The sequence below is a fragment of the Clostridium acidisoli DSM 12555 genome (assembly GCF_900176305.1).
Taxonomy (GTDB): domain Bacteria; phylum Bacillota; class Clostridia; order Clostridiales; family Clostridiaceae; genus Clostridium_I; species Clostridium_I acidisoli.
On sequence record NZ_FWXH01000008.1, the window covers coordinates 30,393 to 44,638 of the forward strand.

General features: G+C 31.3%; 12 protein-coding genes. 8 read left to right on the forward strand and 4 right to left on the reverse strand.

What is annotated here, in order from left to right; all coding sequences use genetic code 11:
* Window positions 1-61 precede the first annotated feature (61 nt).
* The 4 genes from B8978_RS11405 to B8978_RS11420 all read right to left on the reverse strand — a co-directional run bounded on the left by B8978_RS11405 (window position 62) and on the right by B8978_RS11420 (window position 4,864).
* Window positions 62-892 carry a carbohydrate ABC transporter permease gene (locus B8978_RS11405; protein WP_084116159.1) on the reverse strand — a complete coding sequence of 277 codons (831 nt, stop codon included), beginning with the start codon at window positions 890-892 and terminating at the stop codon, window positions 62-64.
* Window positions 892-1,755 (reverse strand): carbohydrate ABC transporter permease, encoded by an 864-nt coding sequence (locus B8978_RS11410; protein WP_084116160.1) that lies wholly within the window; start codon window positions 1,753-1,755, stop codon window positions 892-894. The genes B8978_RS11405 and B8978_RS11410 overlap by 1 nt, the downstream gene beginning before the upstream one ends.
* Before the next feature lie 97 nt (window positions 1,756-1,852).
* Entirely contained in the window at window positions 1,853-3,157 is a 1,305-nt protein-coding gene (locus B8978_RS11415; protein ID WP_084116161.1) for an ABC transporter substrate-binding protein, read from the reverse strand.
* Window positions 3,158-3,412: 255 nt separating this feature from the next.
* Window positions 3,413-4,864, reverse strand: a complete 1,452-nt coding sequence (locus tag B8978_RS11420) for an NADP-dependent glyceraldehyde-3-phosphate dehydrogenase (protein WP_084116162.1) — start codon at window positions 4,862-4,864, stop codon at window positions 3,413-3,415.
* A gap of 330 nt (window positions 4,865-5,194) precedes the next feature.
* Here B8978_RS11420 and B8978_RS11425 point away from each other — a divergent pair, with 330 nt between their 5' ends.
* The 8 genes from B8978_RS11425 to trpC all read left to right on the forward strand — a co-directional run bounded on the left by B8978_RS11425 (window position 5,195) and on the right by trpC (window position 14,245).
* Window positions 5,195-6,676 carry a nitrogenase component 1 gene (locus B8978_RS11425; RefSeq protein ID WP_084116163.1) on the forward strand — a complete coding sequence of 494 codons (1,482 nt, stop codon included), beginning with the start codon at window positions 5,195-5,197 and terminating at the stop codon, window positions 6,674-6,676.
* Window positions 6,660-7,976 carry a nitrogenase component 1 gene (locus B8978_RS11430; RefSeq protein ID WP_084116164.1) on the forward strand — a complete coding sequence of 439 codons (1,317 nt, stop codon included), beginning with the start codon at window positions 6,660-6,662 and terminating at the stop codon, window positions 7,974-7,976. Before B8978_RS11425 ends, B8978_RS11430 begins: the two co-directional genes overlap by 17 nt.
* A 20-nt stretch (window positions 7,977-7,996) precedes the next feature.
* On the forward strand, window positions 7,997-9,301 hold the full coding sequence (locus B8978_RS11435; protein ID WP_084116165.1) for an O-acetylhomoserine aminocarboxypropyltransferase/cysteine synthase family protein: 1,305 nt from the start codon (window positions 7,997-7,999) through the stop codon (window positions 9,299-9,301).
* A gap of 124 nt (window positions 9,302-9,425) precedes the next feature.
* Entirely contained in the window at window positions 9,426-9,992 is a 567-nt protein-coding gene (locus B8978_RS11440) for a hypothetical protein (RefSeq protein WP_084116166.1), read from the forward strand.
* Window positions 9,993-10,425: 433 nt separating this feature from the next.
* Window positions 10,426-11,856 carry an anthranilate synthase component I gene (trpE, locus tag B8978_RS11445; protein WP_084116167.1) on the forward strand — a complete coding sequence of 477 codons (1,431 nt, stop codon included), beginning with the start codon at window positions 10,426-10,428 and terminating at the stop codon, window positions 11,854-11,856.
* Window positions 11,857-12,459 carry an anthranilate synthase component II gene (locus B8978_RS11450; RefSeq protein ID WP_084116168.1) on the forward strand — a complete coding sequence of 201 codons (603 nt, stop codon included), beginning with the start codon at window positions 11,857-11,859 and terminating at the stop codon, window positions 12,457-12,459.
* Window positions 12,428-13,450 (forward strand): anthranilate phosphoribosyltransferase, encoded by a 1,023-nt coding sequence (trpD, locus tag B8978_RS11455; RefSeq protein ID WP_084116169.1) that lies wholly within the window; start codon window positions 12,428-12,430, stop codon window positions 13,448-13,450. The genes B8978_RS11450 and trpD overlap by 32 nt, the downstream gene beginning before the upstream one ends.
* A 15-nt stretch (window positions 13,451-13,465) precedes the next feature.
* On the forward strand, window positions 13,466-14,245 hold the full coding sequence (gene trpC / locus B8978_RS11460; RefSeq protein ID WP_084116170.1) for an indole-3-glycerol phosphate synthase TrpC: 780 nt from the start codon (window positions 13,466-13,468) through the stop codon (window positions 14,243-14,245).
* Window position 14,246: the final 1 nt, after the last annotated feature.

Here is a 14,246-nt window from a genome sequence, read left to right on the forward strand (position 1 = left end):
TGTAGTTTAAATATATAATAAATAATATGGGTATTAATCGGGAACACTGTGTAAGTATAAATTATTTTATACTTCCTGCAGTTACTGATTTTATAATTTGTTTTTGTGCGAAGAAGTAGAAAACTATAACAGGGATTATATCAAGTATCAAACCAGATAATGCTAAGTTCCATTGCTTTGTATATTCACCGAAGAAAAAGAATGTTTTTAATGGAATTGTAAGTGTAGTAGGCTTATTAATTACCAAAGAAGGTAATAGATAATCATTCCAAATCCAAACAGTATTTAATATTGCCACAGTAACGGATATTGGTTTTAGTAGAGGAAATATTATATACCAAAATATTTGAAATTTATTACATCCATCAATCATAGCTGCTTCATCAAGTTCTTTAGGGATACTCTTTAGAAATCCATGGTATAGGAAAATTGACATTGAAGCACCAAAACCTATATACATAAAGATTATACCACCTACATTTAGAAGATTAAGTTTTCCCATGAATCTTATAAGTGGAAGCATTACAGCTTGAAAAGGGATAATCATAGAAGCTAAGAACATCATTAACAGAATATTACTTATTTTGCTCTTAGTTCTTTCTAACATCCAAGCAGCCATGGATGAAAATATGATGATTAGAACAACACTAGTAATAGTAATGAAGAGTGAATGAAACAATGAATTTCCAAAGTCTAATTCATTAAAAGCCTCTTTAAAATTGTCTAGAGTATAAGTTATTGGCAATGATAGAGTGTTTTTAAACAATTCTTGTTTTGTTTTGAAAGCATTTACTATAATTATATAAAAAGGAGACAAAAACAATAAACCTAACAAAGTACTTAATAATGTTATTATAGATAAGGAGACAATCTTTCTGTTTTTTTTGTTCATTACGCTTCCACCTCACCTTTCTTTGAAAAATATACTTGAGTTAATGAAATTGCACCAACAACTAAGAAGAATATAACTGCTTTTGCTTGAGCTACACCCATAAGATTAAATTGGAAGGCTGTATTGTATATGTTCATAGCAAGCATCTCAGTTGAGTTAGCAGGTCCACCAGCTGTTAATGATAAATTTTGATCATAAAGTTTAAAAGAGTTAGATAGTGTAAGGAATATACTAACAGTAAAAGCAGGTCGTACTAATGGTATGGTTATATTTTTAATTTTTTGCCATGGTGAAGCACCATCAATTTCTGCAGCTTCATTTAATTCAGGCGGAATATTTTCTAATGATGAAATATAAATTACCATAAGATAACCTGACATTTGCCAAGCCATAATTATAACTAAACCAGCTAATCCAGTTTTACTATCAGATAACCAACCTAAAAGCCAATGCTGATGAGTGGCAGATCCAATAGCGGAAAATACTTGGATAAATATAAACTGCCATATAAAACCTAATATAAGTCCACCTATTAAATTTGGCATAAAGAATATTGTTCTTAAGAAATTATTTAATTTAGACTTTCGTGTAACAAGAAGAGCGAGTCCAAAACCAAAACAATTTAAAACGATAATAGATAGAATAGTAAATTTAACTGTAAAAATGAAAGAACTTGTGAATGTGGTATCCTTTAAAGCCGTGACATAATTTTTAAGACCAACCCAAGTTACATTTGATGTAATTCCATTCCAATCTGTAAAAGAGTAATATATTCCTGTTATAAGTGGTATTAATTGGACTAAAATGTAAGCAATAAGAATTGGAGCTAGAAAAAACCAAAACGACATATTTTTTTTCTTCATTACCCTTCCCCCTTAATTGTATTGTACTAAAGTAGTTCTAATAAAATCCTGGATGATACAGTTGATATTCCAGGATTTTATTAGATTTTAATAAGTTTTATTTTCTTGCAGCAGCCCAGTTGTCTTTTGCATTTTGAACTAATTGATCCCAGCTTAAGTCGCCAGAGATGTATTTTTGAATATCAGCGCCTAATTTGTTTTGACCCCAACCAGTAGGATAGCCCATAAATACCCAAGGAATAGTATTTTTATCATTGGAATATTGTAGAATGGCTTTTGATATTGGATCATCAGGTTGTAAATTACTTGCTTCATATCCTTTAAATGCAGGTATAAATTGGAAATCGTGGATTATCATCTGTTTTCCTTTATCAGATGTATACAACCAATTTAAAAAATCTTCAGCAGCTTTTTTTGTAGCAGTATCTTTATCTTTATTTATAGCCCAGTACATTGGTACACCAACAGGAACAGCACCATCTTTTACGCCATCAACTGGTATAGGAAGTAGTCCCATATTTTTAGCTAAATCTTTATCTACTCCATTAACAGTTCCATAAATCCAGTTACCTTGTTGAATTATAGCTACTTTACTTAAAGAGAACTTTTGTTCAACTTGAGTAGAATAATCTACACTGTTTATGGACTTATTTGTTCCATCTGGTTTGTATCCATATTTAATTTGTAAATCTAAAAGTTTTTTTAGTGCATCATTATATTTAAAGTCTATGGTTTTTGCATTAAATGCAGAAACACCATCTTTTAATTCAGGTGCAAGAACTGCATTGGAAAGATGAAGTCCTGTTACCCAAGTTTCTTTTCCAGGTAAAGCAAAAACAGAATCAATACCTAATGCGCTTTTTTTCGAATCTAAAGTTTGTACAGCTTTTTCTAAATCTGCATATGATTTTATTGATGAAGCATCGATTCCTGCTTTTGCAAATATAGCTTTGTTATAAATAAAGCCATATCCTTCTAGATCAAATGGCATACCGTATACTTTACCATCTTTTTTTACTGCATCTAAAGTTCCATCATATGCTTTTGAAATCCAAGGTTGATTAGATAAGTCTTCAAGTTTGTTTTTCCAATCTACAGTATCTTGTGGTCCACCAATATTATATATAGTTGGTTCGTCCCCAGAGGAAAATTTAGATTTTAATGCTGCACCGTAATCCTGACCACCCCCAACAGTCTGGACATTAATTGTAACGTTTGGATGATTGCTTTCGTAATCCTTTACAGCCTTTTCAAGAGCAGTTTTAGCTTCAACTTTGAATTGAAAAATGTTTACAGTTACGTTTTTGCTGTCAGAAGAACTACTACTTCCGCAGCCTGCGAGTAATCCTGTACCTAGAGCTAATACACAAGCAAGTGCCGTAAGTTTTTTGATTTTTTTCATACATACCCCTCCAAGTTTTAATATGTTAATGCAATCGTTTGCATCTACATTTATTATATTTAATTTATTTGTATATGTCAAACATATTTTTATATTAAATTTCAATTATAAAGTAATTATTGGGTATTAATATAGATAAACCTAGCAAATTTATAGCGTTTTCAAATAAATATAAAAAGTCAAAGAAAAATAACCAAAGTTGATTAATAAATCGTCTTTGGTTATTTTTCATAAATGATTTTTAAAGAATTTATCTTATTTTAAATTTAATACAATGGCTTTGGGTCTACTCATAGCCTCAATACTATATCTAATTCCTTGTGTTCCCATGCCAGAAGATTTGACGCCAAGGAATGGAAAATGATCTGGGCCTCTTTCAGTTTTGTTATTAATTTGAACGGTACCAACTTCTAGTTTTTGTGCCACATAGAAGGCATCATTTACATTTTCAGTAAATACAGAAGATTGGAGACCATATTCGGACTGATTTGCAATAGAAATACCTTCATCCATGTCTTTAATACGTATTATTGGAAGTACTGGACCAAACGGTTCTTCCCATGCGAGTCGCATAGAGGTACTTACATTATCAAATATAGTAGGATAAATTAAGTTTTTATCACGCTTATTTCCAATTAAAAGTTTTGCACCTTTAGCTATGGCATCATCCATTAATTCTTGAACAAAATCTGCGGCTTTATTGCTAATTAGGGGCGTAACATCGGCACCAGCATCAGGATTTCCAACTACTAATTTCTTTACTTTTTCTTCGATTAATTTAACAAGTTCATCAGCAACTTCATTTACAACAAGAACTCTTTTAACAGCGGTACATCTTTGACCAGAATAACCAAAGGCACCAGAAACAATGTTCTTAGCAGCAAGTTCTAGATTGGCATCTTTAAGAACTATGGCAGCATCTTTTCCGCCAAGCTCCATAAGAATAGGGACCATATCAGCTATTTTAGCAATATGTCTTCCAACCTCAGTACTTCCAGTAAAATTAATAAAGTTAATGTCTTTATGGGTAACTATGTAATCACCTATTTCAGATCCCTTACCTGTTACAACATTAAGAATTCCAGCGGGAAGTCCAGCCTTATTAAATATCTCGGCAAGATATAATGTACTAATTGCACCTTGAGTAGGTGGCTTTAATATAACGCTATTACCTGCTATCAGTGCAGGTGCAATCTTTGAAGTTGAAAGATTAATAGGATAGTTGAAAGGAGATATTGCTAAAACTACACCTAAAGGTACTCTAGTAACAAAAGACAATTTATTTTTATTGAATCCTGGAAAATTATCAGCACCAATTGTTTGACCTTCAAGATGTTTGCCTTCGCTAGCTGTAAATTTTATAAAATCAACTGTCCTCTTGACTTCTGAAGTAGATGATGCGGAATCTTTTGCAATTTCTTTTTGAAGAATTTTTGAGAGCTCATCAACATGCTCCTCCAGTAAATTAGCCGCATTGTAGAGGATTTCTGCCCTCTCATTAATTGGTTTGTTTGCCCAAGCTTTTTGAGCGGATTTTGAGTTTTCAATAATTTTATCTACTTCTTCTTTGGAAAACGCTTGAACTTTTCCAACTAGACTATTATCAACAGGAGAATATATTTCTATTGTTTTTTTAGTTGTACTTTCAATCCATTCTCCGTTAATTAAACTTTTGTAAGTAGTTCCTTCTGAAATATTTTCAAACATAAAATTCACCTCGCATAATTATATTATAATCTAATAATATTTTTATTATTTCAAAAATTTATAATTGTATAACAATAAATATTGATTATTATATAATAATCATAATATAAACAAAAAATTAAATCAATAATTATTGAAAAATATGTTAGAAGATATAAACATTTACTCATAAATTTGTTGACAATAAAATACATATGATATAGAATTACTACTAAACAAATATGTAAAATGTGTATAGATATTCTGACTGGAAAACCAGAGGGTATATTTCTAATAATTTAGATTAGAAATATGCTCTTTTTTTTACTTTTTAGTTAAGGAGGATTTTTAATGAGCAAAATAAATTTAAAAGCTCCAGAGGTTCAAGTTCGAGAAGTTAGATTAGGCTCAATTACAGCATTTAAAGGGACTGCAAAAGAACTTGTAAAGCTTGGGCGTTCTGGAAAACTTAAAGATGGTACAAGAAGTTTCAGTCAATGCATGGGATGTAGTTCAGGAAATGCATTTTGCCAACTTGCTATGATTAAGGACGCAGCAATAATTAATCATGCACCGGTTGGATGTTCAGGAGATTTTTTCGGGTTTAATTTCGTATACAGAGTTGGCCAAATGGATAGAGAACTTCCTAGTGTAAATGGAAGATATTTTAGTACTAATTTGGAAGAAAAAGATACTATTTTCGGTGGAATAAATAAATTAGAAGGAACCATTCGTGAAGTCTATAAAAGAGTGAAGCCCAATGCTATATTTATAACCACTTCATGTGCTTCTGGAATTATAGGAGATGACGTTGAAGCAACCACAAATAAATTATCAGAAGAGCTTAAAATACCTGTCGTGTCATGTTTTTGTGAAGGATTCAAGTCAAAAATTTGGACCACGGGATTTGATTCTGCTTATCATTCTATAGTTAGAAAGATAGTAAAACCGCCTAAAAATAAAAGTAATAAGGTTAATATTATAAATTTTTGGGGAAGCCATATTTTTGATGGATTATTAAATAAACTTGGATATGAAGCCAAATATATTGTTCCATTTTCAACAATAAAGGAATTAGAGAATATATCAGAATCGGCAGCAACAATCCAAATTTGCACTACGCTTGGAACATATTTGGGCGCAGCACTTGAACAAATTTATGGAGTACCTGAAATCAAGTCACCTCCAGCTTATGGCATAGAAGGAACGGATAATTGGATTCGAGAACTTGGGAGGGTTTTAGATAGAGAGGAGCAAATTGAAGATATTATAAAAAGTGAACACGAAAGAGTAATTCCTAAACTACAAGAGTATCGTGAAAAGCTAAAAGGTAAAACTGCATATATTACAGCAGGTGCAGCACATGGGCACGCTATTATTGCTTTGCTTCGAGAACTTGGATTAGATGTTCAGGGGGCTGCAATATTTCACCATGATCCAGTTTTTGATAACGGGGATGCTGAATCTGATGCGTTAGCACATGACGTAAGAACTTATGGAGATATCCATAATTATAACGTATGTAATAAACAAGCCTATGAATTAGTTAATATATTAAACAGAGTTAAACCAGATATTATGATTGCAAGACACGGAGGTATGACAATTTGGGGAGCTAAGCTAGGAATACCAACACTTCTAATTGGGGATGAGCAATTTAGTTTTGGATATCAAGGAGTATTAAATTATGCGGAAAGAATTTTAGAAACTCTAGATAATAAAGAATTTGTAACTAATCTTGCAAAGCACAGTAGTATGCCTTATACAAAATGGTGGTTAGAGCAAGATCCATTTACTTTTCTTGGGAGGTATACGCATGTTAAAAATTATTGAACAACCAAGATTTTCATGTGCACTAGGAGTACAACAATCTGTAGTAGCTATTAAAAGGGGTGTTCCAATTTTGCATTCAGGTCCAGGATGCAGCGGTAAGATAAGTAGCCTTATAGGTCAAGGGGAAGGTTATGCAGGAGGGAACACCGTACCATGTACGAATTCTAGTGAAACTGAAATAGTATATGGTGGGGAAAAAAAATTAAGAAATGTAATAGAAGGAGCTTTTAAAGTAATTGATGCGGATCTTTATGTAGTTTTAACAGGATGCACATCAGATATTGTTGGTGATGATGTGGAATCCGTAGTATCAGCTTATCAAAAGCTTGGTAAACCTATAGTATACGCGGAAACAGGCGGTTTTAAAAGTAATAATTATGTTAGTCATGAGATAGTTGTTAATGCAATTATTGATCAGTATGTAGATAAATTTTACACCGATAAAAAAGTAATTAAGGGACTTGTAAATGTTTTTGCAACTGTACCATATCAAGATCCATATTGGAATGGAAATTTGGAAGAAATAAAGAGAATACTTCAAGGAATTGGACTTAAAGTTAATATTCTTTTTGGTAATGAATCTGATGGTATTGAAGAATGGAAAAGTATACCTTATGCCGAATTCAATATTGTATTAAATGCGTGGGTAGGAATAAAAATTGCAAAACATTTAGAAGAAAAATATGGAACTCCATACTTTCATTTTCCTTACTTACCCATAGGAGGAAAAGAAACATCTAATTTGTTAAGAAAAATAGGTGATTTTGCTAAATTAGATAATAAAGTTGTAGACAAGTTTGTAAGGGAAGAAGAAAAAAATTTTTATTCATTTATTGAGAGAACGGCAGATTTTATGCTGGAGTTTAGATACGGACTCCCTAGGAAATTTTATACAATACTAGATTCTTCATATGCAATTGGATTTTCTAAGTTTTTATTAAACGAATTGGGGATTATACCAGCAAAACAATTTATTGTGGATGATACGCCAAATGAATATAAAAAATCTATTGAAGATGAGTTTAAAAATATATCAGAATTTAGATCCTGTGAAGTAACATTTTCTATTGATGGGGGGGAGATTCAAGAAAAAATAAGAAATGAAGAAAATAAGAATAGATCATTGATTTTAGGTAGTGCATGGGAAAGAGATCTAGCTAAAGACATAGGAGCTGACCTACTTATTATAAGTCCTCCTATAGCATATAGATTAGTGCTTAATTGCGGATATGCAGGTTATAAAGGTGGACTTAGAGTTGTTGAAGATATATACAACACAGTGTTGGACACTTATAGATAAAAATAAAAGGAGTGTTAAAAATGGGAGAAAACAATTATGGGTTTGATACTTTAAAAGTAAGGGCTGGGTATAATCCACATAAACATAATTATGCAGTATCTGTTCCTATATATGAAACTGCATCATTTGAATTAGGTAATACAGAAAGAGCTGGAAAACTTTTGAGCTTTTCAGAACTTGGATTTATCTACTCTAGGGTTTCAAACCCTACAGTTGCAGTTCTTGAAGAGAGAGTGGCTTCACTAGATGGTGCAGCTGCGGCTGTAGCCGTAGGTTCAGGTATGGCAGCTGTTACTTACAGTCTTTTAAATGTAGCAGAAGGAGGAGGCAGAATATTAACAACACAAAAACTTTATGGAGGAACAATAGACAGCTTCAATAAATTATTTCCTAAATATGGTATACAAATAGACAGATTAGAGGAATCAGATAATTCAGAAGCATTTAGAAATGCTATTAAAGAGGACACTAAGGCTATATTTATTGAAACAATCAGTAATCCAAATGCTTCTATAGCTGATATTGAGACTTTGGCTAATATTGCACATGAAAATAACATTCCTCTAATTGTTGATAATACATTTGCCACACCATATTTACTAAATCCTATAAAATTTGGAGCAGATATAGTAATTTATTCAGCTACTAAAGCGTTAGGTGGTCATGGTAATGCAATTGCTGGATTAATTTTAGACAGCGGAAATTTTAATTGGGGCAATGGCAAGTTTCCGCAATTTGATGAGAAATATCACAATCTAAGAGATAAAAGCGGAAATCCTAGAAGTATATTAAAAGTTTTTCCAAAGGCACCATTTGCTTTTAGAGTAAGGCTAAATTATTTAACATATTTTGGAGCCACTTTAAGCCCATTCGATGCTTATTTAATTTTAATTGGACTAGAAACACTTTCAGAAAGAGTACAAAAACAGGTCTCAAATACAGAAAAAATCATCAAATATTTAGAGAGTAAGGATAAGGTAAGCTGGATTAAACATCCTTCAGCAGAAGGAAGCCCTTATAAGAAATTAAAGGAAAAATATTTACCAAAGGGAGCTGCATCAACTTTTACTTTTGGGTTTAAAGGATCATTAGATGAAATTGATAAATTTATTGATGCATTAAAAATATTTAGCTACCAGGCGAATTTAGGTGATGCAAGATCATTAATAATAAATTCTCCAAAGACAACGCATGGAGAATTGACACCCAAAGAACAAGGACTGGCAGGAATAACACCAGATACTATTAGAATTTCAATAGGGCTAGAAGAAGCAGATGACTTAATTTCAGATTTAGAACAAGCTTTTGAAAAAGCATTTATATAACAAAACTAAATAAAACCTTAAAAAAAGAAATCGTCAATTTTAAAACCAATTGAAACAGGAGCCTTGTTTACTTTTTTAAAAAGATGTATAATTTTGTTATATTAACTTAAAAGAGGCGATTGAGATGGCAGATAAAACTAAAAAGAGTTATATAGATAATTTGGTTAATTCTATAGAAGATTATGTTTCAAAGGGAAAAGAAGAGGAATTAAGAGAAAAGATATCAATGACTATTAAATCAAAAATATTTTCAGAAGATATTGAAGAATGCTTAAACTCAAGAGATTTTTCAGACGTTGGATTATTAGATAATTCAGTAGAGGATATTTCGTTTATGTTTTCAACTATATTTCCAATATTTATTGAAAGTAGGGGAGCTACTTTTAGACTTTATAAACATAAAGTTGAAATAATGCTTTCTGATAAAATGAAGGACAGGTTTATATATATTTTTTCAGAAGGAAGACTTACTTCTGGGGAATTTAAATGCTACAAACTTTATGAAGATGAATATGTTTATATAGTTAAAAGAGTAATTGAAAACATACCTAAATTCAGAGAAGCCATAAAAGAGCAAATAGAAGATCTTGATGAAGGTATGGGAGAGCTTGCAAAGAAGAAAACAACTTCAAAAAATCAGCTTGATAAATCGAAAGAAAATTCTAATATATTATTAGAAATGTTAAAATAACGTATTGACAGTAGTAAGAAAAAGATGTATATTTATTAAAACATTAATTAAATCAATGAGCGGAAGTAGTAGATATGAGAATTTAGTTAAAGCGAATTTGGAATAGTGAAAGCCAAATACTGTAGCTTATATTGAATGGATCTGTGAGATGCAATGTGAAATTATAGTAGCAGTAGCCGGTAGTCTACCGTTAAAAGGACGAGGTATCGATTAATATCTGTACCTTGATTGAGATAGTTTTTACTTAGGTGGCATAACGAAATTTAACATTTCGTCCTTTATTGGATGGAATGTTTTTTTATTTAGATTTTATGCATAATTATGCCGAATAAGTATTTAAACTAAAATGGGTGGCACCGCGGTCACTTCGTCCCATTAGCAGGATGAAGTGGCTTTTTTGTTTTATCAAAAAATAAGAGTTGAGGTGAATCTAATGTTTAATTTAACAGAAAATGAATTTCTAAATCACAAAAAAATAGGAAAAGTTTTTCCTATTACTCTAAAGATTAGTGGAGATGAATTAACTCCAATAGGCATATATTATAAGCTAAATGGGAAAAGAAAGTTTCTTCTTGAAAGTGTCTACTCAGAAAACAAAATAGGGAGGTTTTCATTTCTAGGAATAAATCCATATATGACAATAAAAAGTTATAAGGATGAAATAAAAATACATGATCACAATGGCGAAAATACTGTTTACGGAAAGGTTTTAGATTATATAAAGAGATATGTAGAAGTTGATTATGATAGTACGTTATTTCATGTGCCATTTACAGGAGGTGCTGTGGGATATGTAGGTTATGATGTAATAAGACAATATGAAAAAATTCCAGACAATAATTTAGATGAACTAAAATTACCAGAAACTTATCTTATGTTTTATAAAACTTTTATTTGTTATGACCACTTTAAACATGAGATATATATCATTTATAACGTGTTTCAAAATGACAAATCAGACTATAATTCTATAATCTTAGAACTCAATAATATAAAAGAAAACATAATGGATGACAATAAAATGCATGCATTTGAAGAAACGGTATCAGAAAACACCTTTGAATCGAATGTGAATGAAGAAGAGTTTAGCAAAATGGTTAATATGGCAAAGGAATATATAAAAGCTGGGGACATATTTCAAGTTGTGTTATCTCAACGCTTAAAATTTAAAAATAGAGGTACATCCTTTGACGTGTACAGAAGATTAAGGGCTAAAAATCCTTCACCATATTTATTTTATTTTGATTTTGAAGAATTTCAAGTCGCAGGATCTTCTCCTGAAATTTTGGTCTCATGTATAGATGGAGAAGTAACTACAAACCCAATAGCTGGATCAAGACCAAGAGGCAAAGATGAGGAGGAAGACGAGAGGCTAAAATTAGAACTTATGTCAGATGAAAAGGAGAGGGCGGAACATCTTATGTTAGTGGATCTTGGTAGAAATGACATAGGAAAGATAAGTGAATTTGGAACGGTTAAAGTTGATAGATTCATGGATATTGAGCTGTATTCGCATATAATGCATATCGTCTCAGCAGTATCTGGAAAATTAAAAAAAGGCTTAACTTGTTTTGATGCACTTAGCTCATGTCTTCCAGTTGGAACAGTATCAGGAGCACCTAAAGTAAGAGCTATGGAGATAATTGATGAACTTGAAAGTCTTCGAAGAGGTAGTTATGCAGGAGCAGTAGGATATTTTTCTTATAATGGGAATATGGATACTTGTATAGCTATACGAACTATAATTTTTAATGATGGATACAGCTATGTGCAAGCAGGAGCGGGAATAGTTTATGATTCTGATCCTAAAACTGAGTATAAAGAAACTTTAAATAAAGTGATGGCAATGAGGGAGGTGATTTAAATGATACTGTTAATAGATAATTATGATTCTTTTACATATAACCTTTATCAATATGTAGGAGAAATATATGAGGATATTTTAGTTAAGAGAAATGATGAGATAACTTTAGAAGAAATAAAAAATTTGAAACCAGAAGGAATAATTATTTCACCAGGACCAGGAATACCAGAAAAAGCTGGAATATGCATAGAGGTTATAAAAAAATTTGCTGGCAGTGTACCAATACTAGGAATATGCCTAGGACATCAAGCTATAGGTTATGCTTACGGAGCAAATGTAGTTAGAGCAAAAAAAATAATGCATGGTAAAACTTCTAGAATTAAACATGATGAAATTGGTATCTTTAAGGGAATAAAAAGTCCATTAGAAGTCATGAGATATCACTCTTTAATACTAGACACAAAAAATTTTCCCAATGAATTAAGTATTACAGCTAAAAGCCAAGATGATGATGTTATTATGGCAGTTAAACATAAAATTTATGAAGTTTATGGGTTACAGTTTCATCCTGAATCCATAAAGACAGAGTTTGGAAGAACCATGATTAGAAATTTTGTGGAGGGGATTTGCAATGTTAAATCAGGCAATAAAAAAATTAGTTGAAGGTGAAAATTTAAGTGAAAAAGAGGCATATTCAGCTATATATGAAATTATGAGTGGAGAAGCTTTAGCATCACAGGTGGGGGCATTTTTAACTGCCATGAGAATAAAAGGAGAAACAGTAGAAGAAATAACCGGAGCAGCTAAGGCGATGAGAGATAAAGCCTTACCCTTAAAATTAAATTCAAAATATGTAATTGATACTTGTGGAACAGGTGGAGATGGGAAAAATACATTTAATATATCAACGGCAGTGTCAATAATTTCAGCATCAGCTGGAGTTAAAGTTGCTAAACATGGAAATAGAGCGGTTTCTAGTAAAAGTGGAAGTGCAGATGTTCTTCAAGAATTAGGTTTTAACATAGAACTCTCTGTTGAAAAAGCCAAAAGACTTATCGATGAAAATGGTATGGCATTTTTGTTTGCACAAAAATACCACTCAGCTATGAAAAATGTGGGACCAATAAGAAAGGAATTAGGTATTAGAACAATATTCAACATTTTGGGACCACTTACTAATCCTGCGTTTACAAAGGGACAAGTTTTAGGTGTATATAGTAAGGAGTTAACAAATACTTTAGCAGAGGTATTATTAAAACTTGGTGCTGAAAAAGGAATGGTAGTTCATGGAGAAGATGGACTAGATGAAATATCCACAAGCACTATAACTTATGTAAGTGAAATCAAGGATGGAAAAGTAATAGATTATGAAATTGATCCAAGAAAATATGGTATTGAGAGGGGTGAATTTAAGGATATATTAGGAGGTAATGCTAAAGAAAACGCTGAAATAATAGTTGATATATTTAAAGGTAAAAAAGGACCTAAAAGAGATATTGTTGTTATAAACAGTGCAGCAGCTTTATATGTAGGCAAGGCAGTAAAAGACTTGAACGATGGGGTTAAGCTTTCAGAAGAACTTTTAGACAATGGAACTGTCTACAAAAAAATGCAGGAATTAATCAAATGTAGTAATGAAGAAAAGGCATATTAGGAGGTGTATTAAAACTTGATTTTAGATGAAATTGTTAGTTATAAAATGAAACAGCTAAAAGAGGAAAAAGAAAACCAACCACTCTATAAATTTGAACATAAGATAATAGATATTAATACAAGGAATTTTAGAGAAAGTTTAAGTAAAGATGGTATGAGTATAATAGCTGAAATTAAAAAAGCATCGCCATCTAAGGGAATAATAAAAAAGGATTTTAATCCAGAAGTTATTGCTAATATTTATGAAAAAATAAATATTGATGCAATTTCAGTATTAACAGAAAAAAAATTTTTTAAAGGAAAAGATGAGTATATAAGACTTGTAAAAGGAGTTACAACTAAACCTATACTTCGTAAAGATTTTATAATTGATGAATATCAAATATTTCAAGCAAAATACATTGGAGCAGATGCAATACTTCTTATCGTTAGTATCCTTAAAAATAAGCTTAAAAGTTTTTATAAGTTAGCAGAGGAGCTTGGACTTCAGTGCATTGTTGAAGTTCATGATAGGGCAGAGCTTGAGATAGCATTAGAAGCTGAAGTGCAGATAATAGGAATAAACAATAGAAATCTTAAGGACTTCACGGTTAATCTAAAAAATACAGAAGCATTAATTAAATATATACCTGAGGAAAAAATAATTATTTCAGAAAGTGGCATACAAACTTCAGAGGATATATTATATTTAAATTCCATTGGTGCAAATGCAGTACTTATTGGTGAAACATTTATGAGAAATATAGAGGATATAAAATCAATAAATGATTTTATATCAAAAGCAAAAGGTGAATAGA